The sequence below is a fragment of the Xanthobacter tagetidis genome, from assembly GCF_003667445.1.
Taxonomy (GTDB): Bacteria; Pseudomonadota; Alphaproteobacteria; order Rhizobiales; family Xanthobacteraceae; genus Xanthobacter; species Xanthobacter tagetidis.
The window spans coordinates 125,838-151,874 of the sequence record NZ_RCTF01000006.1; the positions used below are offsets into that span (position 1 = coordinate 125,838).

General features: G+C 70.3%; 27 protein-coding genes. 16 read left to right on the forward strand and 11 right to left on the reverse strand.

All coding sequences use genetic code 11. From position 1 onward, the window contains the following. Positions 1-71 precede the first annotated feature (71 nt). From ruvC to ruvA, 3 genes are read left to right on the forward strand one after another with little or no spacing between them, the layout of a single operon-like run. The gene (gene ruvC / locus D9R14_RS09320) at positions 72-581 is read left to right on the forward strand and encodes a crossover junction endodeoxyribonuclease RuvC (RefSeq protein ID WP_121623050.1); all 510 of its coding nucleotides are present in this window, start codon (positions 72-74) and stop codon (positions 579-581) included. A gap of 21 nt (positions 582-602) precedes the next feature. Continuing rightward, entirely contained in the window at positions 603-1,028 is a 426-nt protein-coding gene (locus D9R14_RS09325; protein ID WP_121623051.1) for an anthrone oxygenase family protein, read from the forward strand. Between the two features lie 19 nt (positions 1,029-1,047). After that, entirely contained in the window at positions 1,048-1,665 is a 618-nt protein-coding gene (ruvA, locus tag D9R14_RS09330; RefSeq protein WP_121623052.1) for a Holliday junction branch migration protein RuvA, read from the forward strand. A gap of 10 nt (positions 1,666-1,675) precedes the next feature. Here the strand turns inward: ruvA and D9R14_RS09335 are convergent, their stop codons facing one another. The 3 genes from D9R14_RS09335 to D9R14_RS09345 all read right to left on the reverse strand — a co-directional run bounded on the left by D9R14_RS09335 (position 1,676) and on the right by D9R14_RS09345 (position 2,911). Further along, entirely contained in the window at positions 1,676-2,080 is a 405-nt protein-coding gene (locus D9R14_RS09335; RefSeq protein WP_245420670.1) for a type II toxin-antitoxin system VapC family toxin, read from the reverse strand. Next, the gene (locus tag D9R14_RS09340) at positions 2,073-2,309 is read right to left on the reverse strand and encodes a type II toxin-antitoxin system VapB family antitoxin (RefSeq protein WP_121623053.1); all 237 of its coding nucleotides are present in this window, start codon (positions 2,307-2,309) and stop codon (positions 2,073-2,075) included. The genes D9R14_RS09335 and D9R14_RS09340 overlap by 8 nt, the downstream gene beginning before the upstream one ends. Before the next feature lie 71 nt (positions 2,310-2,380). Beyond that, entirely contained in the window at positions 2,381-2,911 is a 531-nt protein-coding gene (locus tag D9R14_RS09345) for a flavin reductase family protein (RefSeq protein WP_121623054.1), read from the reverse strand. Between the two features lie 178 nt (positions 2,912-3,089). Here D9R14_RS09345 and D9R14_RS09350 point away from each other — a divergent pair, with 178 nt between their 5' ends. Then, complete coding sequence (locus D9R14_RS09350; protein WP_210210832.1) at positions 3,090-3,881, forward strand: alpha/beta fold hydrolase; 792 nt, start codon at positions 3,090-3,092, stop codon at positions 3,879-3,881. A gap of 155 nt (positions 3,882-4,036) precedes the next feature. Here the strand turns inward: D9R14_RS09350 and D9R14_RS09355 are convergent, their stop codons facing one another. Beyond that, positions 4,037-4,813, reverse strand: a complete 777-nt coding sequence (locus D9R14_RS09355; protein ID WP_121623055.1) for a DUF4394 domain-containing protein — start codon at positions 4,811-4,813, stop codon at positions 4,037-4,039. Positions 4,814-5,002: 189 nt separating this feature from the next. Between D9R14_RS09355 and D9R14_RS09360 the strand changes: the two genes are divergently transcribed. The 3 genes from D9R14_RS09360 to D9R14_RS09370 all read left to right on the forward strand — a co-directional run bounded on the left by D9R14_RS09360 (position 5,003) and on the right by D9R14_RS09370 (position 8,059). Continuing rightward, complete coding sequence (locus tag D9R14_RS09360) at positions 5,003-5,548, forward strand: sigma-70 family RNA polymerase sigma factor (protein ID WP_121623056.1); 546 nt, start codon at positions 5,003-5,005, stop codon at positions 5,546-5,548. Continuing rightward, entirely contained in the window at positions 5,545-6,354 is an 810-nt protein-coding gene (locus tag D9R14_RS09365) for an anti-sigma factor (RefSeq protein WP_121623057.1), read from the forward strand. The genes D9R14_RS09360 and D9R14_RS09365 overlap by 4 nt, the downstream gene beginning before the upstream one ends. A gap of 274 nt (positions 6,355-6,628) precedes the next feature. Further along, the gene (locus D9R14_RS09370) at positions 6,629-8,059 is read left to right on the forward strand and encodes a DUF1254 domain-containing protein (RefSeq protein WP_121623058.1); all 1,431 of its coding nucleotides are present in this window, start codon (positions 6,629-6,631) and stop codon (positions 8,057-8,059) included. A gap of 98 nt (positions 8,060-8,157) precedes the next feature. Here D9R14_RS09370 and D9R14_RS09375 read toward each other — a convergent pair whose 3' ends face one another. After that, a complete protein-coding gene (locus tag D9R14_RS09375) occupies positions 8,158-9,090 on the reverse strand; it encodes a polysaccharide deacetylase family protein (protein WP_121623059.1) in 933 nt (310 codons plus the stop codon). A 311-nt stretch (positions 9,091-9,401) separates the two neighbouring features. Between D9R14_RS09375 and ffh the strand changes: the two genes are divergently transcribed. The 4 genes from ffh (at position 9,402) to D9R14_RS09395 (ending at position 13,761) form a co-directional block, all read left to right on the forward strand. Then, positions 9,402-10,940, forward strand: a complete 1,539-nt coding sequence (gene ffh, locus D9R14_RS09380) for a signal recognition particle protein (RefSeq protein WP_121623060.1) — start codon at positions 9,402-9,404, stop codon at positions 10,938-10,940. Between the two features lie 181 nt (positions 10,941-11,121). Beyond that, positions 11,122-11,484 carry a 30S ribosomal protein S16 gene (rpsP, locus tag D9R14_RS09385; RefSeq protein WP_121623061.1) on the forward strand — a complete coding sequence of 121 codons (363 nt, stop codon included), beginning with the start codon at positions 11,122-11,124 and terminating at the stop codon, positions 11,482-11,484. Positions 11,485-11,669: 185 nt separating this feature from the next. After that, the gene (locus tag D9R14_RS09390; protein WP_121623062.1) at positions 11,670-13,163 is read left to right on the forward strand and encodes a leucyl aminopeptidase; all 1,494 of its coding nucleotides are present in this window, start codon (positions 11,670-11,672) and stop codon (positions 13,161-13,163) included. 148 nt (positions 13,164-13,311) lie between these two features. Further along, complete coding sequence (locus D9R14_RS09395) at positions 13,312-13,761, forward strand: DNA polymerase III subunit chi (protein ID WP_121623063.1); 450 nt, start codon at positions 13,312-13,314, stop codon at positions 13,759-13,761. 12 nt (positions 13,762-13,773) lie between these two features. Here D9R14_RS09395 and D9R14_RS09400 read toward each other — a convergent pair whose 3' ends face one another. Together D9R14_RS09400 and D9R14_RS09405 are read right to left on the reverse strand one after the other, a co-directional pair. Then, positions 13,774-14,256, reverse strand: a complete 483-nt coding sequence (locus D9R14_RS09400; protein WP_121623064.1) for a hypothetical protein — start codon at positions 14,254-14,256, stop codon at positions 13,774-13,776. Then, complete coding sequence (locus D9R14_RS09405) at positions 14,253-14,582, reverse strand: hypothetical protein (RefSeq protein WP_121623065.1); 330 nt, start codon at positions 14,580-14,582, stop codon at positions 14,253-14,255. Before D9R14_RS09405 ends, D9R14_RS09400 begins: the two co-directional genes overlap by 4 nt. A gap of 161 nt (positions 14,583-14,743) precedes the next feature. Here D9R14_RS09405 and D9R14_RS09410 point away from each other — a divergent pair, with 161 nt between their 5' ends. Both D9R14_RS09410 and D9R14_RS09415 read left to right on the forward strand, forming a co-directional pair. Beyond that, positions 14,744-15,373: a 2-hydroxychromene-2-carboxylate isomerase gene (locus D9R14_RS09410; protein ID WP_121623066.1), complete on the forward strand. Its 630-nt coding sequence runs from the start codon at positions 14,744-14,746 to the stop codon at positions 15,371-15,373. Between the two features lie 129 nt (positions 15,374-15,502). Then, positions 15,503-15,961: a hypothetical protein gene (locus tag D9R14_RS09415; protein ID WP_121623067.1), complete on the forward strand. Its 459-nt coding sequence runs from the start codon at positions 15,503-15,505 to the stop codon at positions 15,959-15,961. A 29-nt stretch (positions 15,962-15,990) separates the two neighbouring features. On the opposite strand, the gene D9R14_RS09420 is transcribed toward D9R14_RS09415, so the two are convergent. Next, entirely contained in the window at positions 15,991-16,947 is a 957-nt protein-coding gene (locus D9R14_RS09420) for an alpha/beta hydrolase (RefSeq protein WP_121623068.1), read from the reverse strand. 90 nt (positions 16,948-17,037) lie between these two features. Between D9R14_RS09420 and D9R14_RS09425 the strand changes: the two genes are divergently transcribed. From D9R14_RS09425 to D9R14_RS09435, 3 genes are all read left to right on the forward strand, one after another. After that, positions 17,038-17,505, forward strand: coding sequence for a secondary thiamine-phosphate synthase enzyme YjbQ (locus tag D9R14_RS09425; RefSeq protein ID WP_121623069.1), 468 nt, complete (start codon positions 17,038-17,040; stop codon positions 17,503-17,505). A 117-nt stretch (positions 17,506-17,622) separates the two neighbouring features. After that, positions 17,623-18,297 carry a response regulator gene (locus D9R14_RS09430; protein ID WP_121623070.1) on the forward strand — a complete coding sequence of 225 codons (675 nt, stop codon included), beginning with the start codon at positions 17,623-17,625 and terminating at the stop codon, positions 18,295-18,297. A 112-nt stretch (positions 18,298-18,409) separates the two neighbouring features. Beyond that, positions 18,410-19,786, forward strand: a complete 1,377-nt coding sequence (locus D9R14_RS09435) for an AmpG family muropeptide MFS transporter (RefSeq protein WP_394010517.1) — start codon at positions 18,410-18,412, stop codon at positions 19,784-19,786. 71 nt (positions 19,787-19,857) lie between these two features. On the opposite strand, the gene D9R14_RS09440 is transcribed toward D9R14_RS09435, so the two are convergent. The 3 genes from D9R14_RS09440 to murJ all read right to left on the reverse strand — a co-directional run bounded on the left by D9R14_RS09440 (position 19,858) and on the right by murJ (position 25,943). Next, positions 19,858-23,055 (reverse strand): efflux RND transporter permease subunit, encoded by a 3,198-nt coding sequence (locus tag D9R14_RS09440; protein ID WP_121623071.1) that lies wholly within the window; start codon positions 23,053-23,055, stop codon positions 19,858-19,860. A gap of 10 nt (positions 23,056-23,065) precedes the next feature. Further along, complete coding sequence (locus tag D9R14_RS09445; RefSeq protein WP_342634779.1) at positions 23,066-24,244, reverse strand: efflux RND transporter periplasmic adaptor subunit; 1,179 nt, start codon at positions 24,242-24,244, stop codon at positions 23,066-23,068. A gap of 160 nt (positions 24,245-24,404) precedes the next feature. Beyond that, entirely contained in the window at positions 24,405-25,943 is a 1,539-nt protein-coding gene (murJ, locus tag D9R14_RS09450) for a murein biosynthesis integral membrane protein MurJ (RefSeq protein ID WP_121623072.1), read from the reverse strand. Between the last annotated feature and the right edge of the window lie 94 nt (positions 25,944-26,037).

The following is a 26,037-nucleotide window of genomic DNA, read 5'->3' on the forward strand; positions in this document are numbered from 1 at the left end:
ATCATCCTGATTTCCGGCGCCCGCCGTCCGCGCCGCTTTCCTCGCAGGCGCGTCCGGGGCAGCCTTCGGCCATGGCATCGCACGTGATTCGCATCATCGGTCTCGATCCCGGCCTGCGCCGCACCGGCTGGGGCGTGATCGAGGCCGAGGGCACCCGGCTCTCCTTCGTCGGCTGCGGCACCGTCCTGCCGCCGGAGGATGCGCCCATGGGCGTGCGCCTTGCCGAACTCCACCGCGGCCTGATCGAGGTGCTGGGCCGCTTTGCGCCGGACGAGGCGGCGGTGGAGGAGACGTTCGTCAACATGAACCCCTCGTCCACCCTCAAGCTCGGCCAGGCGCGCGGCGTGGTGCTGCTGGCCCCCGCCCAGAGCGGGCTGCCGGTGGCGGAATACGCGCCCACTTTGGTGAAGAAGAGCGTGGTGGGCGCCGGCCGGGCCGAGAAGGGGCAGGTGCGGATGATGATCTCGGTGCTGCTGCCCAAGGCGCAGCCTGAGACCGAGGACGCCGCCGATGCCCTTGCGGTCGCCATCACCCACGCGCACCATCGCGGCGCGGCGGCATTGGCGCGGCTGGTGCGGTAGGTCGCCGGCGGGGGACGGGACATGATCTTCGGGCTGCTGGGGCTGGTGGCGGCCGCCGCCTTCACGGGCGCGGCGCTCTACGTCAACGTGGTGGAGCAGCCGGCGCGCCTCGCGCTGAGCGAGGCGAGCGCGCTCGCCCAGTTCCGCCCCGCCGACCGGCGCGGCTTCGCCATGCAGGCGGTCCTGGTGGTCGCCGGCTTCGTCTGCGGCGCCGCCGCCTTCCTCACGCAGGGCGACTGGCACTTCCTCGCCGGGGGCGTGCTGATGCTCGCCAACTGGCCCTACACCTTCATCGGCATCGCGCCCACCGAGCAGCGGCTGATGGCGGCGCGGGCGGATGATCCCGACTGCCGCCGGCTCCTGTCCAACTGGGGCCAGCTCCACATGGTGCGCACCGGCCTCGGCGTGCTCGCCACCTTCATCTTCTTTCAGGCCGTGCTCGACTGACGGCGCGGCGGAGGCCCCCATGATCGGCAAGCTGAAAGGCGTGGTGGATTCCTACGGCGAGGACCATGTGATCCTCGACGTGAATGGGGTCGGCTACCTGGTGCACTGCTCGCAGAAGACCCGCGACGGCCTGCCCGCGCCGGGGGGCGCCGCGAGCCTCCTCATCGAGACCCATGTGCGCGAGGACCAGATCCGCCTGTTCGGCTTCGCCCGCGAGGGAGAGCGCGACTGGTTCCGCCTGCTCCAGAGCGTGCAGGGCATCGGCACCAAGATCGCCCTCGCCATCCTCTCCACCCTGTCGGCCTCGGACCTCGCCGAGGCCATCGCGCTCGGCGACAAGGCCGCGGTCGCCCGCGCGCCGGGGGTGGGGCCGCGCGTCGCCACCCGCATCGTCACCGAGCTGAAGGACAAGATGGGCGGACTTTCCGCCGGCGCGGTGGAGCTTGCCGACCTCGGCGGCGCGCCGGCGCGCGCGGCGAAGGGCGGCCCGGCCTCGGACGCGGTCTCCGCGCTGGTCAATCTCGGCTACGCCCAGGCCCAGGCCGGCGCCGCCGTGGCCGCCGCCGCCCGCGCGGCCGGCGACGGGGCGACCACCGAGACGCTGATCCGGCTGGGGCTCAAGGAACTGGCGCGGTAGGGGGAGCGCTTCAGGGCCGGGCGATGTCGGTGCGGCTGAAGTCGTCGCCCGTGAACAGCAGGGCCGCTCCGAGTGTGCGCGCGGCGCCATAGGCGAAACAGTCGCCAAGATTGAGCGCCGCGGGGTGGCGGCCTTTGCCGAAGCGGGCGAAGGCGGAGACTGCTTCGCTCGCTATGGCCGGCGTAACCGGCTCCTGCGCGATGCCGAGCATGGCCAGAAGCTCGGTCACGAAGTCCTGCGCCGCCCCGGCGTCCCAGCCGGTGATGCGCATGACGGCGAGCACGGTCTCGAATGTCGCCACCGGCGAAGTGACGGGGAGGCACGCCTCCTCGATCAGCCGCAGGAACAAGAGCGCCTCCGGCTCCTCGTTCAGGATCGCCACCAGTGCGGAGGCGTCGATGAACAGGTCAGCCACCGGAGACCTCGTCGAAGAACGCCTTGTCGACCGCAAGCCCGGTCTTCGGCGCGGCGCGGAAGCGTGCCAGCAGAGGCGCGATGCGCGCACGCAAAGGCTGGCGCCCGCGCTCGCGCTCCAGCGCTTCTGCGACCGCACGGCGGATGGCGTCGGTCAGCCCCTCCTTGCGCAGACGGGCAAGCTCGCGCACCGCCTGATCCGTCTTCGGGTCGCGGATGTGGATGGCCATCTTGAGTTTCTCGGCTAGCTGAATAGCCTAACCAGGATAGCTGGCCGCGCGCGCCCTCTCCAAGCGTGCGTTCACGGCATGCGCGAGGGCAGGCGAACGATTTCGCCGTCGACGGCAAAGGTGCCGTAGCCGCGATGGTGCAGGGTGCGCGGCGGCGTGCGCGACGGCGTGTGCCAGGCCTTCACCACCTCCAGCACGAACAGGTTGAAGCGGTTCACGAGCCGGGTGTCGGCCACGCGGCATTCGAGATTGGCGAAGCACTCGCCCACCAGCGGCGCGCCCACCTGGGCGGCGGGCTTCGTGGTGAGGCCGAACTCAGCGAACTTGTCGTGGTCGCGGCCCGAGACGTTGCCGATCGCCACCACCGTCTCGGCCATCTCTGCAGAGGGAATGGCGATCACGCACTCCCCCGTCGCCCTCAGCGCCTTGTGGCTGAAGTCGCCGGAGGCGACGATGCAGGCGATGAGCGGTGGGGTGAAGTCCACCATCATGTGCCAGGACATGGTCATGACATTGGCGCGGCCCGCCGCCGCGGTGGTGAGCAGCACCACGGGACCGGGCTCGATCAGCTGGTAGACGTGGGACAGAGGCAGATCCTTCATGGCGAGCTCCAGCAATCCGGTGCCGCACGCCCCGGCCGTGACCCTGCGACGCGACGGGATCAAGCCTAGCCCCGCTGGCGCCGACGCGCCTTGCGCCGGGTCAGGGACGCGCGCCGCGTGCCGCACATCTTGGCGTGCGCTGCTCGCGGCCGTCCTGCTCGCCGGCGCCGCCGCGCCGATGGCCCTCGCCGGGCCGGACGGGGCGAGCGACCGCCGCGTCGCCGACCTCTCCATCGCCGGCCTCGACCAACGGGTGCTGCTCGCCTCCCCCGCCGCGCCGCGCGCAGTGCTGGTGATGCTCCCCGGCGGCGCCGGCGCTATCGGCATCCGACCCGACGGGACGCTGGCGCATGGTGCCAATTTCCTCGTGCGCACGCGCGCGCGATTTATGAACAAGGGGTTCGCGGTGCTGATTCCCGACGCGGCGGGCACGCGCAACCTGCGCGGCCGGCGCAGCACGCCGGCCTATGGCGACCTGGTACGGGCGCTCGCGGCCTATGCGGGGAGCGAGACGGGCGCGCCGGTCTTTCTCGTCGGCACCAGCCAGGGCGCCATCGCCGCCGCCAACGGCGCGGCACGGGCGCAGCCGGGAGCGGTGGCGGGGCTGGTTCTCACCGAGGCGGTCTCGGACCTCGGCGGCAGCCGCGAGAGCGTCTTCGACGTCGATCTCGCCGCGGTGCGGGTGCCGGTCCTGATCGTCGCCAACCGCGACGATGCCTGCCCGGTCTCTCCGCCCGCCGCGGCGCCGCGGATCGCCGCGGCCCTTGCGGGCGCGCCTTCGGTGACGGTGGAGAATGTGGCCGGAGGGATGCCCGGCAAGGCCTGCGGCTCGCTGTCGCCGCACGGCTACCGCGGCATCGAGGGGCAGGTGGTCGACCTGATCTCCGCCTGGATCGACGCCCGGCTCGCCGCGTTCGGGCGGCAGGGAGCCACAGGACCCCTGCCCCATCCGGCCCGCGATCCGGAATAGGCGGGGCCGGGCGATTAAACCCGGCCCCCAACTCCACGCTGCGGGGGCCACGTGGAGCCGAACGGAGCCGCAGATCACCGCATCAATACGGTGATCCCAGCGGCTGGATCACTCGCGCGCGACCGGCGTCGTGCCGATGCGCGCTTTTCGCGGCATCACATGCCGGGAAGCACGGCGATGTCGCGCACGGTTCCCTTCATACCGGAGATGGTCGCCGCCTTGGTGCTGGCGCCGGTGGCGAGATCGACCTTGTAGAGCGTGTCGCCCGCCATGAGCCACGCGGCGTTCCCGCCCTCGGCGCCGGAGACGATGTCGAAGGCCACCGCCTTGGCGGGCATTCCCAGCGCGCCGACGGTATTGAGCACGCCGTCATTGGGCGGGGCCTGCTTGACGAGCGCGCCGGAGGCGTCGATGTCGAACAATGCGGTCTCCTTGGCGCCCTTCATGGAGTTGGTATAGGCGCCCGCCACCACCTGGGGCGTCTTGCCGGCCATCTTGTCGCCCGCGGCGAAGGCGAGGTTGCCGTCGCGGATCACCTTGCCGTCGTCCACGTTGGCGCGCAGGTTCATGCCGTCCGAGCCGATGATCCGCAGGCGGTCGGCGACCGGGTTGAAGTCCACCGTGACCGTGGTGCCGGCGGCGGGGATCATGTCGAGCTTGGACTTCACCATGGCCTTGCCGCTCGACGTGTCGACGGTCGCGACCGTGCCGTCCGCATAGACGGCGTAGAGCTGGCCGTCCGCCGGGCGGACGTCGATGCCGAGCACGCGGCCGGGACCGCCGGAAATGGCCCAGGTCTTCGCCACCTTGCCGGCCTTGGCATCAACGATGGCGATCTGATCGTCGCCGACGAGGGCGGCCACCGTCTGCGCCTGCGCGCCGGCGAGCGCCGCGGTGGACAGAAGCGTCGCGAGAAGGGTCTGCCTGATCATGGTCCGTCTCCTGGTTGTCCGGCACGAGGCCGTCTGGAGCGGCTACACGCCACCCCCCGGGGCGGATGCAGAGGGGCGGAGATTTTTTTGCGACGGCCGCCGGGACAGGAATATTTCGCGCCCGACGCATCCAAACGGCTCCTCCGCGCATATTGGTCGTCGGGGACAGGAAGGACGCCGAAGACGCCCATGAGCCAGCCCGACGGGGACATTCTGGATGCACTGCGCGCCTGCCAGCGCGGCGACCAGGCGGGCTTGCGCGCGCTCTATGAGCGCGAGGCGCCGCGCATGGTGGGCGTCGCCTACCGCATGCTGCGCCGGCGGGCTTTGGCAGAGGAGGCGGTGCACGATACGTTCGTGCTGGTGTGGCGGCAGGCGGCGAGCTTCGACCCCGCGCGCGGGGCCGCACGCACCTGGATCTATGCCATCCTGCGCAACCGGTCGCTCAACATCCTGCGGGGCGAGACGCGCACCGAACTGGTGGATGATTTCGAGCCCATGGGCCTGGAAAGCGAAGAGGAAGGCCCGGAAGGCGCCCTCATGCGGCTCGCCGAGAGCGGCCGGCTGAGGGGCTGCCTGGAGCGGCTCGAACCGGACCGGCGGCGGGCGATCCTGCTCGCTTACGTCCGCGGCCTGACCCACGGCGAGCTGGCGGGACGCTTCGGCGTGCCGCTCGGAACCATGAAATCCTGGATCCGCCGCTCCCTGCTGGCGCTCAGGGAGTGCCTGGCATGAGCGCGCAGGGCACGCCTCCGACCCCCGACGAGCTGGATCATTTGGCGGCCGAGCATGTTCTCGGCCTCGCGGACCCGGCCGACGAGGCGCGGGCGCGCGCCCTCATGTCCGCCGATCCCGCCTTCCGCGCGCTGGTGGAGACGTGGCGCGCGCGCTTCGCCGAGCTGGACGCGACGGCGGCGCCCGGCGCGCCGTCCGATGCGCTGCTGGAGCGCATTCTGGCGAGCGTCGCCGCCGCTCCTGAGGCAGAGGCCGCGCCGCACGCCACCGTTCCCGAGCCGCCGGCGCGCACGCCAGCCGCTGCCCAGCCGGCGCGCCCCGCGCCGGGTCCGGCCCCGCGTCCCGCGCCGTGGTTCGCCGGCTTCTGGGAGAGCCTCGCCTTCTGGCGCACGGCCGGATTTGCCGCCAGCGCCGCCGCCCTCGTTCTTGCGGTCGGGCTCGCGGTCACGCTGCCGGGAGGTGCGCCGAAGCCGGTGTTCGTCGCTGTGCTGCTGACCCCCGACAACCAGCCGGCCGCCGTGGTCAATGCCTTCGCCAACGGCACCGCGGAGCTCATTCCGCTGCGTTCAATCGAGGTGCCGCAGGGCCGAGCGCTGGAGGTCTGGACCCTGCAGGACCGGGGCCGCGGGCCGGTCTCGATCGGCCTTCTGGAGCGGGCGCGGACGGTGCGGCTCGATCTCGGCCGCCTGCCCGCCACCGGGCCGGACCAGTTGTTCGAGATCACGCTGGAGCCGAGCGCAGGCTCGCCCATCGGCCGCCCCACCGGTCCGATCCTCATGAAGGGCACGACCAGCGCGCCGTTGTGAGCGCCCGCGGATTGGTCCGCCGCGCGCGCAGAGGCGCCCGGACCGCCGGCCCGGCCGCCCGGGAGCGCTATCTTACCGCCCACGGAGGCGTCGTTAGGGAAGCGGGCTAGCGTTCATATTGGCCTGAAATATCAAAGACTAAGGCAACATAGTCGGGGCGTTTGCGTCACGGCTGACGTAGAGCTTGGCGGTGCTTGCAACCGCGCGGCCAGATCCGCGCCGGGTGGTGGGCCGCCGTCGCGGCACCGTCATCCGATCCTTGGGGAGACGACGCATGAAGATCTCGCGGCGCGATGCCACCTTCGGAGGCCTCGGCCTTCTTGCCACGACGCTCGGCGGCGCGCCGGCGCAGGCGGCATTCGACGGCCTCCGCGGCGTGGGCGCGGGCCTGGAGGATTTCTGGACCGCCACCGACGCCTATATCTACGGCTATCCGCTCATCACCATGGAGATGACGCGCCGCGTCATGACCAACGTCGCGGCCCCGAAGGGCACGCGCGCGCCCATGGGCCAGCTCGTGCGCATGCGCGAATATCCCAACGCCGCGTTCCGCGACGTGACCGCGCCCAATGCCGACACGCTCTACACCACCGCCTTCGTGGACCTGGGCAAGGAGCCTTACGTGCTCTCGATCCCCGACATGAAGGACCGCTACTTCCTGTTCCCCATGCTGGACGGCTGGACCAACGTGTTCCAGGTGCCCGGCAAGCGCACCACCGGCACCGGCGCGCAGACCTATGCCATCACCGGGCCCGGCTGGACCGGCACGCTGCCTGCGGGCGTGACGCAGTACAAGTCGCCCACCGCGATGGTGTGGATCCTCGGCCGCATATACTGCACCGGGACGCCGGAGGACTATGCCGCCGTCCATGCGCTGCAGGACCAGGTGAGCCTCGTGCCGCTGAGCGCCTACGGCAAGCCCTACACCCCGCCGGCCGGCAAGGTGAACCCGAAGACCGACATGAAGACGGCGGTGCGCGACCAGGTGAACGCCATGAGCGCGGTGGAATTCTTCACCCTGCTCGCGCAGCTGATGATGACCAACCCGCCGGCGGCGGCCGATGCCCCCGCGCTCGCGAAGTTCGCGAGCATCGGCCTCGTGCCGGGCAAGCCGTTCGACAAGTCGAAGCTGAGGGCGGACTTCGCCAAGCGCATCCCGCAGATCGCGCAGGACCGCATCATGATCCAGTTCAAGATCAATGATGCGGTGAAGACCGTCAACGGCTGGACCTTCACCACCAAGACCGGCGAGTACGGCACCGACTACCTGATGCGCGCGCTCATCACCGCCATCGGCCTCGGCGCCAACCGGCCGCAGGACGCGATCTACCCGACCTCGGAGAAGGCCGCGAACGGCAGCGCCTATGACGGCTCCAAGAAGTACGTGATGCGCTTCCCCAAGGGCCAGCTCCCGCCGGCGAAGGGCTTCTGGTCGCTCACCATGTATGACGGCTCGTTCTTCTTCGTGCCCAATGCGCTGAACCGCTATTCCATCAGTCCGCGCCAGAACCTGAAGGCCAATCCGGACGGGTCCGTCGACCTCTATCTCCAGAAGGACAGCCCCGGCGCCGACAAGGAATCCAACTGGCTGCCCGCGCCGGCCGGCAAGTTCATCCTGATGCTGCGCCTGTACTGGCCCAACCCCGAGAACCCGTCGATCCTCGACGGCACCTGGAGCATTCCCGCGGTCACGCAGGCGAGCTGAGCGCGCAGGCACCGGCGCGCCCGGTGCCCCGCCACGCCGCCAAAGGAAAAGGGCCTTCCTGCTCGGCAGGAAGGCCCTTTTTCAATTCGGGGAGACGATCAGTAGAGGCCGGTTCCGGTCCCGCTGGTGCTGCGCACCGGAGTGGCCGGCGGACGCTGGGTGGATCCGGTGGTCGCGACCGGCTTCGGCTTGGGTGCGGGACTGCCGCTCGCCGCCGTCCCGGCCGGCTTCGGCTTCTTGGGCGGCGCCGGCTTCACCGCGGCGACCTTGGGCGGCTCCGGCTTGTTCATGGCGATCAGCTCGGTCACGGTGACGAACTTGAAGCCGCGCGCGAGCAGCGCGTCGAGCACCTTGGGCATCGCCTGCACGGTGGTCGGGTGGATGTCGTGCGCCAGGATGATGCCGCCCGGGCCGATCTGCTTCATGGTCAGTTCGTAGATCTTGTCGGGGTTCTTGTTCTTCCAGTCGAGGGTGTCGACCGACCAGTAGATGAAGGTCAGGTCGTACTTGTCCTCGATGTGCTTGCGCAGCGGCACAGACATGGCGCCATAAGGCGGGCGCAGATAGCGCGGCTTCTTGCCGGTGATCTTCTCGATCGCGTCGTTGGTCTGGGTGATCTGGCGGTCCGCCTCGGCGAGGCCGACCTTCGGCAGGATCGGGTGGTTCCAGGAGTGGTTCTCCACCTCGTGCCCCTGGGCCACCATCTGCTTCAGGATTTCCGGGCTCTGCACCGCGCGGCTGCCGAGCACGAAGAAAGTCGCCTTGATGCCCCGCTGCTCCAGCATCTTCAGGAGCTTGTTGGTGGTCTCGGGGTTCGGCCCGTCGTCGAAGGTGATGGCGATATAGGGCCCGTCCACGTGCATGGACGAATAGGACGTGATCTTGGCCGGCGCCGCAGGCGCTCCGGACGGCGCGCTCGCGGTCGGGGCGGGGGCGGCGGCCGGGGGCGGCCCCATCATCTGGGCGGAGGCGGAGGAAAGCCCCAGCGTGCCTGCCGCCAGGATGGCGCACAGCCTGAGAATGGTCTTCACGGTCAGGGGTCCCCCGAAACGGTGCCGGTCGCGATCATATCGCGGCCTCTGCACCCGACTGTTCACATGATGTGTCGATAAATTGTGAAACGATGAAGGCACGCGCGGATTTGCCTCGCTCTGTCAAAGGTGCTATCCACCGCGGCTTCACGAGGACGGCCCTGCCGATCCGCCGACCGGGCCTTGCGCCCGGAGGTCACCGCCCGACAGCGCGTTGCGCCCTCGGGCGTGCTTTGCGTTGGCTTTCATGCCGATGCGCGGACGGGCGGCCTGGCCCCCGTCGCGCGTGAAACCCGAACCCACGGACGCTCATGTTCGATACCCTTTCCGACCGCCTCGGCGGCATACTCGACAAGCTGAAGCGGCGCGGCGCTCTCACCGAGGCCGACGTCGGCGAGGCCATGCGCGAGGTGCGCCGCGCGCTGATCGAGGCGGACGTGGCGCTGGACGTGGTACGCTCCTTCACCGACCGGGTGAAGAGCCGCGCCGTCGGCATCGAGGTCATCAAGTCCGTCACCCCGGGCCAGATGGTGGTGAAGATCGTCCACGACGAGCTCGTGGCGACGCTCGGCTCCGACGCCGACCCCATCGATTTGAACGCCCCCGCCCCGGTGCCGATCCTGATGGTCGGCCTGCAGGGCTCGGGCAAGACCACCTCCACCGCCAAGATCGCCAAGCGCCTCACCGAACGCGGCAAGCGCAAGGTGCTGATGGCCTCGCTCGACACCCGCCGTCCGGCGGCCATGGAGCAGCTGGCGACGCTCGGCAAGCAGGTGGAGGTCGCGACCCTTCCCATCGTCGCCGGCCAGTCTGCGGTGCAGATCGCCAAGCGCGCCATCGAGGCGGCCAAGCTCGGCGGCTACGACGTGGTGATGCTCGACACCGCCGGCCGCGTGACGCTGGACGAGGCGCTGATGGCCGAGGTGGCCGAGGTGAAGGCCGCCACCCACCCGCACGAGGTGCTGCTGGTCGCCGACAGCCTCACCGGCCAGGACGCGGTGAACACCGCCAAGGCGTTCGACGGCCGCGTCGGCCTCACCGGCATCGTGCTGACCCGCGCCGACGGCGATGGTCGCGGTGGTGCGGCTCTTTCCATGCGCGCCGTCACCGGCAAGCCCATCAAGCTCATGGGCACCGGCGAGAAGATGGACGCGCTGGAGGATTTCGATCCCCACCGCGTGGCCGGCCGCATCCTCGGCATGGGCGACGTGGTGGCGCTGGTCGAGAAGGCCGCCGAGAACATCGACATCGAGAAGGCCAAGGCCGTCGCCGAGAAGATGCGCAAGGGCGCCTTCGACCTCGACGACCTGCGCGAGCAGCTCAACCAGATGCAGAAGCTCGGCGGCATGAGCGGGCTCATGGGCATGCTGCCCGGCGTCGCCAAGATGAAGAACCAGATCGCCAGCGCCAATCTCGACGAGAAGCTGTTCAAGCGGCAGGTAGCGATCATCAATTCCATGACGCCCAAGGAGCGCCGCCTGCCGAAGCTGCTCGACGCCTCGCGCAAGCGCCGCATCGCGGCCGGCTCCGGCACCAAGGTGGAGGAGATCAACCGCCTCCTGAAGATGCACCGCCAGATGGCCGACATGATGAAGGCCATGGGCGGCGCCGCCGGCAAGCGCGGTCCGCTCGCGGGCCTTGCCGGCATGATGGGCATGGGCGGCGGCGGCCCCTCCCCCGAAATGCTCAAGCAGATGGCCGAGAAGATGCCGGGCGGCGGTGGCGGCGGCGGCCTGCCGCCGAACTTCCCCGGATTGCCCGGCGGCGGCCTGCCCCCGACCTTCCCCGGCGGCCTCCCCGGCCTGCCGAAGGGCTTTCCTGGATTGGGAGGGCCCGGCAAGAAGAAGTGACGACGTCCCCCATTTGCGTGCCGTCATCCCCCGGCTTGTCCGGGGGATCCACGTCGGGCCGGGTCCGACCTTCGATGGTCAGGCCAGCGGCACCGTGGATGCCCCGGACAAGCCGGGGCATGACGGCCGAAAGATCAGTTCCGACCGAAACACATCCATCGACTTAAAAAGGAAGAACCCCATGTCCCTGAAGATCCGTCTCGCCCGCGGCGGCGCCAAGAAGCGTCCCTATTACCGCATCGTCGTCGCCGATTCGCGCTCGCCGCGCGACGGCCGCTTCATCGAGAAGATCGGCTCCTTCAACCCGCTGCTGGCCAAGGATGCGGCTGAGCGCGTGGTGCTCGACACCGAGAAGGCCAAGGCTTGGCTCGACAAGGGCGCCCAGCCGACCGACCGCGTGGCCCGCTTCCTCGACGCCGCCGGCCTCCTGAAGCGCGAGGCGAAGAACAACCCGAAGAAGGCCGAGCCCGGCGAGAAGGCCAAGGAGCGCGCCAAGGAGCGGGCCGAGAAGGCCGCCGCCCCCGCCGAGGAAGCCGGCGCCTGAGGGCTCCCGCTTGCCGTGAGCGGCCCGGCCCGATGGTCAACGCCGCTTTGACCTGACCGCTCCGTCATGCCCCGGCCCGTCCGGAGGATGACGGGGCGCCAAGGGAACGTGCCGCTGCTGCGTCTCGCTCTGCCAAAGATCGTCCTGCGCCGGCGCGCGCCGGCTGTCCCCGCCTGGAGCCCTTCATGTCCGAGCCCGTCACCGTCTCGTTTGCCAAGCACAACGCGGCGCCGAAGGGCGTCGTCGTCGTCCTCACCGACGAGAGCCTCGCCTTCGGCGCGGCGACCCAGAAGCTGGTGAAGGGCGCGGACGCCGCGCTCACCCGCGCCTTCGACGCCGAGCGCTACAAGGGCAAGGCCTGGACCGGGCTCGATCTGCTGGCCCCGGCCGGCCTTGAGGCGCCGCGCCTGATCGTGATCTCAGTGGGCAAGGCCAGGGAGCTGAAGAGCTCCGACTTCCTCAAGCTCGGCGGCCTCGTCGCCGGCAAGATACCCGCCTCCGCCCGCGAGGCGACGCTGGTGCTGGATCTGCCGGGCGCCAAGGTCTCCGCCGACGACGCGGCCGAGGTGGGGCTGGGCATCGCGCTGCGCAGCTACAGCTTCGACCGCTACAAGACCAAGAAGAAGGACGAGGCCGATCACGGCACGCTCGCCGTGACCCTGCTGGTGGCCGACGAGCCGGCGGCCAAGCGCGCTTATGCCGCCAAGGAGGCGGTGGCCGACGGCGTCATTCTCGCCCGCGACCTCGTCAACGAGCCGCCGAACGTGCTCGACCCGCCGGAATTCGCCCGCCGCGCCGAGGCGCTGAAGAAGGTGGGCGTCGAGGTGGAAGTGTTCGACGACGCCGACCTCGCCCGCCTCGGCATGCGCGCGCTGCTCGGCGTCGGCCAGGGCTCCATCAAGGAAAGCCGCGTCGTCGTCATGCAGTGGCGCGGCGGCGCCAAGGGTGACGCGCCGGTCGCCTTCATCGGCAAGGGCGTGACCTTCGACACCGGCGGCATCTCCATCAAGCCGGCATTGGGCATGGAGGACATGAAGGGCGACATGGGCGGGGCCGCCTGCGTCACCGGCCTCATGCACGCGCTCGCCGCCCGCAAGGCGAAGGTGAACGCGGTGGGCGTCATCGGCATCGTGGAGAACATGCCCGACGGCGCCGCCCAGCGCCCCGGCGACATCGTCACCTCGCTGTCCGGCCAGACCATCGAGATCGTCAACACCGACGCCGAGGGCCGCCTGGTTCTGGCGGACGTGCTCTGGTACGCCAAGGAGCGCTTCAAGCCGAAGTTCATGATCGACCTCGCGACGCTCACCGGCGCCATCCTGGTGGCGCTGGGCAGCGACCATGCGGGCCTGTTCTCGAACGACAACGAGCTGGCCGAGCGCCTCGCCAAAGCGGGCCAGGAGACCGGCGAGAAGGTGTGGCGCCTGCCGCTCGGGCAGGAATACGACAAGCTGATCGACAGCAAGTTCGCCGACATGAAGAACACCGGCGGCCGCAATGCCGGCTCGATCACGGCGGCCCAGTTCCTCAAGCGCTTCGTGGACAAGACCCCCTGGGCGCATCTCGACGTCGCCGGCACCGCCATGTCCTCGCCGCCGAGCGACATCAACAAGAGCTGGGGCTCGGGCTGGGGCGTGCGCCTGCTCAACCAGCTGGTGAAGGACCACTACGAGGGGTGAGGCTGGGGCGGCGTTCGCCGCCGCTCCCACGCGCCGTCATGCTCCGGCTCGACCGGAGCATCCACGGACCGCCGGATGGGTCCTCCGGTCAAGCCGGAGGACGACGGCGGTTCAACGGGCATCGGGACGAACGAGAGGGGCTGCCGCCATGACCGACATCCTCTTCTACCACCTCGAACGCCGCCCGCTCGAAGCGGTGCTGCCAGCGCTGCTGGAGAAGTCGCTGGAGCGCAGCTGGCGGTGCGTGGTGGAGTGCGGCTCGGCCGAGCGGCGCGATGCGCTCGACGCGCATCTGTGGACCTACAGCGAGGCGTCCTTCCTGCCCCACGGCACGGATGCGCAGCCCCAGCCCGAGCGCCAGCCGGTGCTGATCGCGACCTCCGACGCGAACCCCAACGGCGCCACGGTGCGCTTCCTGGTGGACGGCGTGGCCCTGCCCGATCCCGCCCCCTATGAGCGCCTGGTCTACCTGTTCGACGGGCGCGACGACGAGCAGGTGGCCGCCGCGCGCGAGCGCTGGAAGGAGGCGAAGGCGCTGGGCGCCGCCCTCACCTACTGGCAGCAGGACGAGAACGGGCGCTGGGTGCGCAAGGCCTGAGGGACGGCCGCTTCAGCCGGAGGCCCCGCCGCCCCCGCGGCCGCGCAGCATCTTCATGACATAGCCGAAGATGGTGAGGGCGATGCTCGGCAGCGCGGTGTCGAACGGCGAGCGGACGAAGGCGGCGAGGCGCTGGGCCTGGCCGCCGACGACCTTCAGTTCGGTGCTCACCGCCAGCAGCGCCGCCTCGTGCACCTGGGTCGCCACCTGATCCTCGCGGCCCGGCTTGATGGCCGAGGCGATCAGCACCAGCACCAGCGCCACCACCAGCCCCACGCCGCCGCTGATGGCGGCCGCGGCCTTGGTGCCGTAGGCCTCCTCCAGCAGCAGGAAGCCGGCGAAGGCGAACATGCCGAACGCGCTCGCGGCGACGAGGCCGGCGAACACGAACAGCACCGAGCGCGCCGCCAGCCGCCGCATGGCGAGCTCGGCGATGATGAGGTCCGCCTTCAAAAGGATGCGCAGGTTGCGCACCAGCGTGTCCATATCGTTCATCGCCGTCTCCAGACCTTCCCCAGCACGAAGCCGGCGAGGAGGCATCCCGCCACCAGCGCCAGCGGATGCGCCACCACGGCCGCGCGCGCCTTGGCCTCGGCATCTTCCGCAAAGCCAGCGAAGTCCGAGGCGACGCGGCGCGCATCCTTGAGCGCGTCCTCGGCCGTGGGCCGCACCGCCTCGTAGGCGTCCTCCGCGGCGCGGCGGGCGCCGGAGCGCGCGCGCGCCTCCACGTCGACCGCGCGACGCGCCAACTCCGCCCCAACCGATTCCAGCTCGCCCTTGAGCGCCGCCAGACGTGCCACCACCGGATCCCGAGCGCCCATGTGCGCCTCCTTCACTCTTCTGGCCGCGCCGGGGCGCCGCGCGGCCGCCTCGATGGAGCCCCCTCCCCCCTTCTCCTGTCAAGCGGCAGGACCGCCATTGACCGCAGCGGGGTTCGGGCGCACATCCGCCCCTCGTCAGGGGAAACGCCCGGAGAGCGAAGATGGCGCGCCACATCGACTATTATTTTTCGACCCCCTCGCCCTGGACCTTCATGGGCCATGCCCCGTTCATGGATCTGGTGCGCACCTACAGCCTCGACGTGGCGTTCCGGCCGGTGGCGCTCGGCCCGGTTTTCGCGGAAACCGGCGGCTTGCCGTTGCCCAAGCGCGCGCCGGCGCGCCAGGACTACCGCCTGGTGGAGCTGCAGCGCTGGCGCGTGAAGCGCAATGTGGAGCTGAACATCCACCCGCGCTTCTGGCCGTTCGACCAGACCCGCGCCGACCAGACGATCATCGCCGCGCTCCAGGCCGGCCTGCCTGTGGACGCGCTGATGCGCCGCATCTTCGCGGGGGTCTGGCAGCGCGAGGAGAACCTCGCCGATCCGGCCACCCTGGCGGCGATCGCCGACGAGGTGGGGCTGCCGGGAAGCTCGCTGGTGCTCGCCGCGGAGAGCGAAGCCGCCGCCAGCGCCTATGACGAGAACCGCGCCCTTGCGATCGCCGCCGGCGTGTTCGGCGCGCCGTCTTACGTGCTGGACGGCGAGGTGTTCTGGGGCCAGGACCGCCTCGACCTGCTCGCCGACGCCCTCGCCAGCGGGCGGTCGCCCTACCGGCCGATCAAGGCGCAGTGACGGGCCGGCCCCGGTTCGGCCGCGATCGGCGGCGAGCATAGGGCAACGCGCCGGTCCCCCACAGCGGGGGGCCGGACGTGCCCTGCCGCCCGCATGCGCGGGCCGCGACGAGACGAGACGGAGGCCGCCATGATCCGCCATCGCCTGACGCTCCTGATTGCCGGCGCAATGCTGGCCGTGCCGGCGGGCCTCGCCGCGGCGCAGACCGGCGCCGGGCGCCAGGGGCTGCCCACCGTGGCGCCGGAGACGGCGGTTGGCGACGGGCCGCGCTTCGCCTTCGCCCCGGTGGAGGGCGGCACGCTGAAGCTCGACACGCGGACCGGTCTCGTATCGATCTGCGCCAAGGGGCCGGCGGGCTTTGCCTGCGAGGCGGTGCCGGACAGCCGCGACGCCTATGAGGCGGAGATCGCCCGGCTGCAGCAGGAGATCGCCGCGCTCAAGGCCGGCCGCCCGGGCGCCGCACCGACGCCGGCGCCCGGCGATCCGTCCGAACTGGACGCGGCGCTCGACTATGCCGAGCGCATGTATTCCCGGCTGAAGTCCTTCATCGACCGCCTGCGCACCAATGAGGGTCAGGAGCCTCTGTAGGCCGGGGCTCCCGGGTCCGCGCCGCCCGCTCAGAAGTGGGTGAGGAAGTCGTCGATCTTGCGCAGCGCCTGGTCGGTGATGGGACCGGGGAAGCCGATGAAGACGTGGCAGCCGCCGGGATAGACGTCGAGCGCGCTCTCGTTGCCCGCCGCCATCCAGCGCGCCGCCATGAACAGGCTGTCGTCGAGCAGCGGGTCCTTGGCGCCCACCGTGAACAGCGCCTTCGGCAGGCCGCGCAGGTCCGCCAGCAGCGGCGAGACGTCCGGATCGTCGGGATTGCCCACAAGCCGCAGATAGTTGCGCACGAAGCGGGCGATGTCGGCGGTGTTCAGCACCAAAGGCTGGTCGCCCCAGTTGCGCGCCGAGGGGGTGAGGCGCAGATCGTAGCAGCCGGCGGTGAGGTTGGCGGCCGTGAACGGCTGCATCAGGTGCTTGTCGCGCAGCCGCAGCAGGGTCGCCACCGCCAGCGTCGCGCCGCCGGATTCCCCGCCGATGGCGAAGCGGTGGGTGCCGAAGCGCGCCGCCCCCTCCTTCACCAGCCACAGCGCCACCGCCTCGCAGTCGTCCGGGCCGGCGGGATAGGGCACTTCGGGGGCGAGGGCATAGTCCACCGACACCACCGCGAGGCCGCAATTGGCCGCGATGCGGTCGGTCAGCCCCTCATTCTCGCGCGCCGAGCCCAGGGTCCAGCCGCCGCCGTGGATGTGCAGGTAGACGCCCTTGGGCGCGCCGTCCGGCATCACGATGCGCACCGGCACCGGGCCACGCGGGCCGGGAACCGTCTCGTCGTGGGCGCGCTTGCTCTCGGGCGGCAGCGGGAAGGTGCCCTTGCCGGACGCACGCGCCGCGCGGATCGCCGGCAACGGCACCGACCAGCGGTTCGGCAGGCCCTGCAGGGTCTTGACGATGGCGTCGTTCACCATGCGCGTGCCGGGGGCGACGGCATCGTCCGCGAACGCTTCGGGATCGAGGATCAGCTTCGGCATGGGCGGTCCTGGCTGGGGAAGGAAGCGACTGCCGCGTTATAAGCCCAAGCAGGGCCCGTTGGGCAGCCGGCATGATGGAAGGCGCGAGAGATGACGCAGATGCGACGCACCCCGGCGCGGCGCGCGCCCGTCACCACCCAGGCCCATGCGCGGCTCACGGTGGAGACGCGCGGCCAGGGCTTCACCGACCTCACCCGCGAGACGGCCGCCTTCCTTGAGGAGATCGGCGCCGGCAGCGGGCTGCTGGTGCTGTTCTGCCGCCACACCTCCGCCTCCCTCACCATCCAGGAGAATGCCGACCCGGACGTGCGGCGCGACCTGCTCACCGCGCTCGACCGCCTCGCCCCGCGCGACCTCGGATGGGTGCACGATCTGGAGGGGCCGGACGACATGCCCGCCCATGTGCGCACCCTCGTCACCGACAGCGGTCTTTTTATACCCGTCATCGACGGGCGCATGGTGCTGGGCACCTGGCAGGGCCTCTATCTGATCGAGCACCGCGACGCGCCGCACGCGCGCGAGGTTGCGCTGCAATTCACCGGGCAGGCCGGGAATTGATCTGACCGGCTTGTCATCGCTTCGCCACGGATCGATGATCGGCACAACCGAATCTAAGCTGCGTCAACCTTGGCGCGGCCGCTGCCAGCAAAATGGCCGGGCGTGGGGAGGGTGTACGTGCCAGAGGACGTCGCATCGGGTCTGCGCCTCGTCATCGCCGACGACCATCCTTTGTTCCGCGGCGCGCTGCGCGAGGCCATCTCCGGCCACGCCTCCGGCGTCCAGGTCGAGGAAGTGGGCACCTTCGACGACCTCACCGCTTTGCTCGAACGGGATGCGGACGTCGACCTGATCCTGCTCGACCTCACCATGCCGGGGGCGCGCGGCTTCTCCGGCCTCATCTATCTGCGCGCGCAGTATGCCGCGCTGCCGGTGGTGGTGGTGTCCGGCAACGAGGAGCCGTCCGTTATCAGGCGCTGCATCGATCTCGGCGCCTCCGGCTTCATCCCCAAGACCATGGCGGTGGCCGACATGCGCCAGGCGGTGACGCAGGTGCTGAAGGGCGAGACCTTCGTGCCGGCGGACATCAACCTGTCCACCAAGACCGACGCCGAGACCGACGCCATCATCGCCCGCCTCTCCACCCTCACGCCGCAGCAGGTGCGGGTGCTGATGATGCTGGCGGAGGGCCGGCTCAACAAGCAGATCGCCTACGAGCTGTCGGTCTCCGAGGCGACCGTGAAGGCGCATGTCTCCGCCATCCTCCAGAAGCTGGGCGTGGAGAGCCGCACCCAGGCGGTGATCGCCGTCTCCAAGGTCGAGACCGGCCTGTGGAGCCAGCAGCAGGCCTGATTCCCGCCGCCCCGCGCCGCTCGAAACGCTTTATTTGCCTTCCAGGGTTTTCCTGGCGCGACGGCGTGCCCATCGCCGGGCAAGGCTTCAAGGACGGAAGGCGGCGCGAGCCATGAGCGACGACACCATGCGCCCCCCGGCACCGGGGGAGGCGGCCACCGGCTGGTGGGCGCGGATGCTTGCCGGCCTCAAGGTCTACGGCCAGCCGGGCGTGCTCTCCGTCATGTTTCTCGGCTTCTCCTCGGGCCTGCCGCTGGCGCTCACGGGCACCACGCTCTCGGTGTGGATGACGGAGGCCGGGGTGAGCCTCGGCAGCATCGGGCTGTTCTCGCTGGTAGGCGTGCCCTACACGCTGAAGTTCCTGTGGGCGCCGCTGGTGGATGCGCTCGACGTGCCGCTGCTCTCGCGCCTGTTCGGCCGGCGGCGCGGCTGGCTGCTGGCGACCCAGCTGGCGCTGATGGCCGCCATCCTGTTCCTCGGCTTCCAGGACCCGCTGTCCGCGCCGCTGCTGGTCGCGCTCGGAGCGCTGGTGGTCGCGACCGTCTCGGCGACCCAGGACATCGTGGTCGACGCCTACCGCGTGGAGCGCCTCGCCGGCAACGAGCAGGCGGCCGGCATGGCGGGCTATGTGGCCGCCTACCGGGTGGGCATGCTGGTCTCGGGCGCGGGCATCATCGCCCTCGTCGCCTATTTCGAGGTCGCCGGCGTCCCGCGCGCCTCGGTCTGGCTCTGGGGCTATGTGGTGGCCGGCGCGCTGATGCTGGTGGGCATCCTCACCACCCTCCTCTCCCGCGAGCCGGAGGCGCCGGCGCGGGAGACGGACGCGGGCGCCCTCTCCCGCGTGGTCTCGACGGCGGTGGGCGCGTTCTCGGAATTCCTGTCGCGCGAGCAGGCGGCGACGATCCTGCTGTTCGTGCTGCTGTTCAAGTTCTGCGACGCCTTCGCCGGCGTGCTGACGGCACCGTTCGTGATCGCAATCGGCTTCGACAAGGCGACCTATGCGGGCATCGTCAAGGGCGTCGGCTTCTTCGCCGCCCTCGCCGGCGGGTTCGCCGGCGGCTATATCGCCCGCGAGCTGTCGCTGGTCAAAAGCCTGTGGATCGCCGGCATCCTGCAGATCCTGTCCAACCTCGCCTTCACGCTCCAGGCCGTGGTGGGCGTGAACGTGCCGCTGCTCACCGCGACCATCGTGGTGGAGAACTTCACCGGCGCCATCGGCACGGTGATCTTCGTCGCCTACCTCTCGGCGCTGTGCGGCGCCCGCGCGCATACCGCGACCCAGTATGCGCTGCTGACCGCGCTGACCGCCGTGGGGCGCACCTTCCTCGCCTCCGGCGGCGGGTTCGTGGCCGAGGCCACGGGCTGGCCGGTGTTCTTCGTCATCACCGCCGTGGCGGGACTGCCGGGGCTGGCGCTGCTCGCCTTCCTCCAGGCCAGGGGCCATTTCCGCACCCTGCGGAGCGGCGCGCCGCCCGCAGCCGCGGACTGACGGCGCTCCAGAACGCGAGAAGGCGGCCGACCCGGGGTCCGCCGCCTTCGTCCTTCCGTCCTGTGTCCGGCCTATTCGGCGGGGGCGGGGTGGCTGGTACCGGCGGGCTTTTCCGGTTCCGCGCCGTCCTTCGGCTTCCTTGAGCCCAGCCCGGCGAGCCAGCGGGCGAAGACGTAGAAGGCCGGCGTGAAGAGCAGGCCGAACACCGTCACGCCGATCATGCCGTAGAACACCGCCGTGCCCAGCGCCTGCCTGAGCTCTGAGCCGGCGCCCACCGCCCACACCAGCGGCACCACGCCGAGGATGAAGGCGAGGGAGGTCATGATGATCGGCCGCAGGCGCAGCCGCGCCGCCTCCACCGCCGCCTCGCGCCGGCCGTGGCCCTGGTCCTCCAGCTGCTTGGCGAACTCGACGATCAGGATCGCGTTCTTCGCCGCGAGGCCGATCAGCACGATGAACCCGACCTGGGTCAGGATGTTGTTGTCCTGCCCCCGGAAGATCACGCCGCCGAGCGCCGCGACGAGGCACATGGGCACGATGAGGATGACCGCCAGCGGCAGCGTCAGGCTCTCATACTGCGCCGCCAGCACCAGGAACACGAACACCACGCCCAGCGCGAAGGCGAAGATGGCGGTGTTGCCCGCCCGCTCCTGCTGGAACGCGAGCGTCGTCCACTCGAAGGCGAAGCCTTGCGGCAGCGTCTTGGCGGCGAGCCCCTGCATGATCTGCATGGCCTGGCCCTGCGAGTAGCCGGGCGCGGGCGAGCCGTCGAGTTCGGCGGCGGGGTAGAGGTTGTAGCGCGGCACGCGGTAGGGACCGGAGATGTCGCGCACGGTGGCGAACGAGCCGATCGGCACGGTCTCGCCGTTGGCCGCGCGCACGCGGATGGAGAGCACGTCCTTCGGGTCGAGGCGGTACTGGGCATCCGCCTGCGCCTGCACCCGGAAGGTGCGGCCGAACAGGTTGAAGTCGTTGACGTAGGTCGACCCGATATAGGTCTGGAGCGCCGCGAACACGTCGGCCACGTTGATGCGCAGCAGCTGCGCCTTCTGGCGGTCGATGTCGAGGAACAGCTGCGGCGTCGAGGTCTCGAACAGCGAATAGACCTGCTGCAGGCCCGGCGTCTGCGCCGCCGCGCCCATCATGGCGTAGACCGCGCCGCGCAGCGCCTGGAGCCCGTTGCCCGCGCGGTCCTCGATCATCATGCGGAAGCCGCCGGCATTGCCGATGCCCTGCACGGGCGGCGGCTGCACCACGATCATCTGCGCTTCCTGGATAGCCGCCATCTTGCCGAACAGCGCCTTCTGCACCGCCGCGGCGGTGCGGTTCGGATCGCCGCCGCGCTCCGAGAACGGCTCCAGGATCACGAACATGGCGCCGGCATTGGGGGCGTTGGTGAAGGTCGCGCCCGAGAAGCCGGCGATGTTGATGACATGGCCGACACCCGGCGTGCCGAGGACGAGGTCGCCGGCGCGCTTCATCACCTCCTCGGTGCGCTGCATGGCGGCGCCGGGCGGCAACTGGGCGGCGATGATGAGGTAGCCGCGGTCCTGCGCCGGGATGAAGCCCTGCGGCGTGGTGACGAACAGATGGCCGCCGAAGGCGACGATGCCGGCATAGAGCAGCAGCATCACCGCCACGATCCGAACCAGGCGGGCGGTGAGGTAGGCGTAGCCGTTGCCCAGCGCCTCGAAGCTGCGGTTGAAGACGCGGAAGAAGGCGACGAAGGGGCGGGCATACCAGGCCGGCTTCTCGTGCGCCGCGCGGTGCGGCTTCAGCAGCAGCGCGCACATGGCCGGCGACAGCGTCAGCGAGACGAACAGCGAGATCAGCGTCGAGCCGGCGATGGTGAGCGCGAACTGCCGGTAGAACTCGCCCGACAGGCCGGTGATGAAGGCGGTGGGGATGAACACCGCGGACAGCACCAGCGAGATGGCCACCAGCGCGCCGCCGACCTCGTCCATGGTCTTGTAGGCGGCATCGCGTGGCGAGAGCCCCGCCTCGATATTGCGCTCCACGTTCTCCACCACGACGATGGCGTCGTCGACGACGATGCCCACCGCCAGCACCAGGCCGAACAGCGACAGGTTGTTCAGCGAGAAGCCGAACAGGCTCATGATGAAGAAGGTGCCCACCAGCGAGATCGGGATGGCGAGGATGGGGATGATCGCCGCGCGCCAGGTCTGCAGGAACAGCACCACCACCAGCACCACCAGCAGGATCGCCTCGCCGATGGTGTGGATCACCGCCGTCACCGACTGCTGGATGAACTCGGTGGGGTTGTAGTAGATCGCGTATTTGAGGCCGACCGGGAAGGTATTCTCGATCTGCTTCATCTGCGCGATCACCGCATTGCCGGTGGCGAGCGCGTTCGATCCGGGGCGCTGGAACACGCCGAGCTGGATCGAGATGTCCTTGTCGAGGAACGAGGTCGAGGCGTAGTCCTGGGCGGAGATCTCCACCCGGCCCACGTCCTTCAGCCGCACCAGCGCCTGGTCGGTCTGCTTGATGACGATGTTGGCGAACTCGGCCGGGTCGGCGAGCCGCCCCAGCGTGCGCACCGCGACCTGGAACGGGCGCTGCTGCGCCACCGGCGGTGCATTCAGCACGCCCGAAGCCACCTGCACGTTCTGCGCCCTCAGCCCCGTCACCACGTCGGTGGAGGTGAGGTTGAGCTGGCTCATGCGGTCCGGATCGAGCCAGATCGTCATGGCGTATTCGCGCGAGCCGAACACGGTGATGGAGCCCACGCCGTCGATGCGCGAGAGCACGTCCTTCACCTGGGCGTTGGCGAAGTTGGAGATGAACAGCGGGTCGCGCGAGCCGTCCGGCGAGAACAGGCTGACCACCAACAGCAAATCGGGCGACGACTTGGCCGTCACCACGCCCACCTGCTGCACCTCGGCCGGCAGGCGCGGCTGGGCGATGGCGACGCGGTTCTGCACCTGCACCTGGGCGATGTCGAGATTGGTGCCGATGTCGAACGTCACCGAGATCGAGAAGCGTCCGTCCGCCGTGGAGTTGGACGAGATGTAGAGCATGCGCTCCACGCCGTTGATCTGCTGCTCGATGGGGGCGACGACGGTGTCGGCCACGGTCTCGGCCGAGGCGCCCGGATACTGGCCGGTCACGGTGATGACCGGCGGGGCGATCTCGGGATATTGCGCCACCGGAAGGCGCGAATAGGACACGGCGCCGAGAATCACCAGCATGGTGGAAAGCACGCAGGCGAAGATCGGCCGGTCGATGAAGAAGTGTGAGAGCCTCATGGCCGCCCCCTCACTTCGCAGCGGCCGGCGCGGCGCCCGCGGGGGCTCCCGCGTCGGCGGCCTTGACCTCCTGGGGCGCGACGGTGACGCCGGGGCGCACGCGCATCAGCCCGTTCACCACCACCTTGTCGGTGGGCGCGAGGCCGTCGCGGATCACCCGGTCGGGGCCCACCAGCGGGCCGAGCTCGACGAAGCGCTGCTGCACCTTGTTGTCGGACCCGACCACGAACACGAACTTCTTCACCTGCTCGGAGCCGATGGCGACTTCCGGCACCACCAGGGTCTGGTAGGGCGCGCCGGCGTCGAGCCTCAGGCGGGCGAACATGCCGGGCCGGAACAGGCCGTCCTTGTTGGCGAACACGGCGCGGCCGCGGATGGTGCCGGTCTCCCGGTCCACCACGTTGTTCAGGAAGTCCATCTCGCCCTTGTGGGTGAAGCCCTTGTCGTCGATCAGCTTCAGCTCGACCGGAGCACCCTTGATCTCGGTGCCCATGCGGCGCGTGTAGCGCAGCAGCGAGGCCTCATCGATGGAGAACTCGAAGCGGATCGGATCGGTGGAAACGATCACCGCGAGCAAGGTCGGCGAGGCGCCGGTGCCGCCGGTGACGTAATTGCCCACCGAAACGCGGCGGTCGCCGATGCGGCCGGACACCGGGGCGCGGATCTCGGTGAAGTTGAGGTCCAGCTCGGCGGTGCGCACGGCCGCTTCCTGGGACTGCACGTTGGCGGCGGCGGTGCGCTCGGCCTGGGTGCGCTGCTCGAACGCCTGCTTGGAGATGGCGTTCGAGTTCTTGTCCTCAAGCAGGGTGCGGGCACGTTCCAGGTCGGCCTTGGTGAAGTCCATCACCGCCTTGGTCTGGGAAAGGTTCGCCTTGGCCTGGTCGAGGGCGATCTTGAACGGGCGCTGGTCGATGGTGAACAGCAGGTCGCCCTCCTTCACCATCTGGCCGTCGGTGAAGTGGATCTTGTCGAGGTAGCCGGAGACACGGGCGCGCAGGTTCACCTCGTCGATGGCGACGAAGCGGCCGACATACTCGTCGTGGTCGGTCACCGTGCGCGTGGCCGGGCTCGCCACCGTCACCTGCGGGGCGGGCGGCGGCCCCGACTGCTGCGGAGCCGGCTGGCCGCAGGCGGACAGCGCCAGCGCGCAGGCAAGTATGGCAGGAACACTGCGGGCAACATTCATCATCGGTCCGGCTCCGGGTGGACGCGCGGCGTCCACCAATGTCGTGAGCAAGGTCCGGCACGTCCCGCAACCGAAGGGCCAAGACCGAAAGGCGGCCGATCGAATAGCACAGCGCGCTGCGATGCAAAACGTTTCGAACGACATTTTTTCCGCCGCGAAAGCCTCACAGGCCGCGCCGGCCGATCACCCCGGCGATGAAGCCGCGGCCCAGAAGTGACGCGACGGCAAGGGCATAGCAAAGCGCGCCGGCCGCCACCACGAGCCCGAGCATCACTTCTTCGCGCGCCCAGAGCCCGGCGGCCAGGAGGCGGTCGGCCCCATATTGCGCGCCGAGCAGAGCGGCGGCGACGACGGCGAGCACGGCCGCGAGCCGGGCCAGATGCCCGCCGAGCTTCTCGTCGCCCACGGGCAGACCCTGGCGCACGGCGAACACCACCAGAAGTCCGAGATTGATCCAGCCGCCGATGGCCGTGGCGAGCGCGAGGCCCACCTGGGCGAGCGCGCCCATGAGGGCGAACTTGAGCGCGACATTGATGGCGACCGCGGTGAGCGAGGCGATCATGGGCGTGCGGGTGTCGCCGCGCGCATGGAACGGGGCGATGAAGGCGCGCACCACCACGAAGGAGAGGAGGCCGACGCCATAGGCCTGGAGCGTCGCCGCCGCCTCCGCCGCGTCGGCCGCCGTGAAGGCGCCCCGGGCGAACAGAGCGCGCATGGTGAGGTCCGGCACCACCAGAGCGGCGGCCACGAAGGGAATGGCGAGCAGCGCCGCCAGCTCCACCGCGCGGGCCTGGGCGCGGGCGGCGCCGGCATCGTCCTTGGCCGCGAGGCGGCGCGCCATCTCCGGCAGGAGCACGGTGCCCACCGCGATGCCCACCACGCCGATGGGCAATTGGTTGATCCGGTCGGCGTAATAGAGCGCCGAGAGCGCGCCGGCGGGCAGGAACGTGGCGATGATGGTATCGGCGAACAGCGCGATCTGGATGCCGGCCGAGCCGATGATGGCCGGCCCCAGCGCCTTCAGGAACTGGCGCGTGCCGGGATCGAGCGTCGGCCGCGAGAACCGGAGCCCGATGCCCGAACGCTCCGCATCCGCCCCCACCGCGAACAGCTGCGCGACGCCGGAGATCAGCACCCCCCACGCCGCCGCGTGGCCGGCGGTCGGGAACAAGGCGGCGGCGAGCAGCGTGCCCACCATGCACACATTCAAGAGGATCGGCGCCGCCGCCGGCACGGCGAAGCGGCCGGAGGCGTTGAGCGCGCCGGAGGCGAGCGTGGCGACCGAGATCAGCGCGAGATACGGGAAGGTGATGCGCGTCAGCGCCACGGCGAGGCCGTAGCGCTCGGGATCGTCCGCAAGGCCCGGCGCGAGCAGCGCCACGAATTCAGGCGTGAAGGCGAGCACCAGCGCCAGAAGCACGCCGTGCACGATCATCATCGCGGTGAGGATCTCGTCGGCGAAATGGCGCGCCCGTTGCGGTCCGTCCTGCTCCCGAAGGCGCGAATAGGTGGGCACGAAGGCGGCGTTGAACGCGCCCTCGGCGAAGATCGCGCGGAAATGATTGGGCAGGCGGAAGGCGACGAAGAAGGCGTCCGCCACCGGCCCGGCGCCCAGCACGGCGGCCATCACCACGTCGCGGATGAAGCCGGCGAGGCGCGAGAGCAGGGTGAAGCCGCCCACGGAGAGGATGTTGCGGAACATGAATCGCTTCGGCGCCCTAAAGGTGGTCCGGTTCTATCCCGTCCGCACGCGCGCGGCCAGACGCGCCGTCGCAAGGAAGGGCTGGCGCTTTGCC

Bases quoted from the DNA above. Each gene is read 5' to 3' on its own strand.
- D9R14_RS09435 (WP_394010517.1), top strand. From the start codon at position 18,410: ATGAGCGACGACACCATGCGCCCCCCGGCACCGGGGGAGGCGGCCACC.
- murJ (WP_121623072.1), bottom strand. From the start codon at position 25,943: ATGTTCCGCAACATCCTCTCCGTGGGCGGCTTCACCCTGCTCTCGCGC.
- D9R14_RS09365 (WP_121623057.1), top strand. From the start codon at position 5,545: ATGAGCGCGCAGGGCACGCCTCCGACCCCCGACGAGCTGGATCATTTG.
- D9R14_RS09395 (WP_121623063.1), top strand. From the start codon at position 13,312: ATGACCGACATCCTCTTCTACCACCTCGAACGCCGCCCGCTCGAAGCG.
- D9R14_RS09420 (WP_121623068.1), bottom strand. From the start codon at position 16,947: ATGCCGAAGCTGATCCTCGATCCCGAAGCGTTCGCGGACGATGCCGTC.
- D9R14_RS09345 (WP_121623054.1), bottom strand. From the start codon at position 2,911: ATGAAGGATCTGCCTCTGTCCCACGTCTACCAGCTGATCGAGCCCGGT.
- D9R14_RS09360 (WP_121623056.1), top strand. From the start codon at position 5,003: ATGAGCCAGCCCGACGGGGACATTCTGGATGCACTGCGCGCCTGCCAG.
- D9R14_RS09445 (WP_342634779.1), bottom strand. From the start codon at position 24,244: ATGATGAATGTTGCCCGCAGTGTTCCTGCCATACTTGCCTGCGCGCTG.
- D9R14_RS09340 (WP_121623053.1), bottom strand. From the start codon at position 2,309: ATGGCCATCCACATCCGCGACCCGAAGACGGATCAGGCGGTGCGCGAG.
- D9R14_RS09415 (WP_121623067.1), top strand. From the start codon at position 15,503: ATGATCCGCCATCGCCTGACGCTCCTGATTGCCGGCGCAATGCTGGCC.
- D9R14_RS09370 (WP_121623058.1), top strand. From the start codon at position 6,629: ATGAAGATCTCGCGGCGCGATGCCACCTTCGGAGGCCTCGGCCTTCTT.
- ffh (WP_121623060.1), top strand. From the start codon at position 9,402: ATGTTCGATACCCTTTCCGACCGCCTCGGCGGCATACTCGACAAGCTG.
- D9R14_RS09325 (WP_121623051.1), top strand. From the start codon at position 603: ATGATCTTCGGGCTGCTGGGGCTGGTGGCGGCCGCCGCCTTCACGGGC.
- rpsP (WP_121623061.1), top strand. From the start codon at position 11,122: ATGTCCCTGAAGATCCGTCTCGCCCGCGGCGGCGCCAAGAAGCGTCCC.
- D9R14_RS09400 (WP_121623064.1), bottom strand. From the start codon at position 14,256: ATGAACGATATGGACACGCTGGTGCGCAACCTGCGCATCCTTTTGAAG.
- D9R14_RS09355 (WP_121623055.1), bottom strand. From the start codon at position 4,813: ATGATCAGGCAGACCCTTCTCGCGACGCTTCTGTCCACCGCGGCGCTC.
- D9R14_RS09410 (WP_121623066.1), top strand. From the start codon at position 14,744: ATGGCGCGCCACATCGACTATTATTTTTCGACCCCCTCGCCCTGGACC.
- ruvC (WP_121623050.1), top strand. From the start codon at position 72: ATGGCATCGCACGTGATTCGCATCATCGGTCTCGATCCCGGCCTGCGC.
- D9R14_RS09390 (WP_121623062.1), top strand. From the start codon at position 11,670: ATGTCCGAGCCCGTCACCGTCTCGTTTGCCAAGCACAACGCGGCGCCG.
- D9R14_RS09350 (WP_210210832.1), top strand. From the start codon at position 3,090: ATGGCCCTCGCCGGGCCGGACGGGGCGAGCGACCGCCGCGTCGCCGAC.
- D9R14_RS09405 (WP_121623065.1), bottom strand. From the start codon at position 14,582: ATGGGCGCTCGGGATCCGGTGGTGGCACGTCTGGCGGCGCTCAAGGGC.
- ruvA (WP_121623052.1), top strand. From the start codon at position 1,048: ATGATCGGCAAGCTGAAAGGCGTGGTGGATTCCTACGGCGAGGACCAT.
- D9R14_RS09440 (WP_121623071.1), bottom strand. From the start codon at position 23,055: ATGAGGCTCTCACACTTCTTCATCGACCGGCCGATCTTCGCCTGCGTG.
- D9R14_RS09425 (WP_121623069.1), top strand. From the start codon at position 17,038: ATGACGCAGATGCGACGCACCCCGGCGCGGCGCGCGCCCGTCACCACC.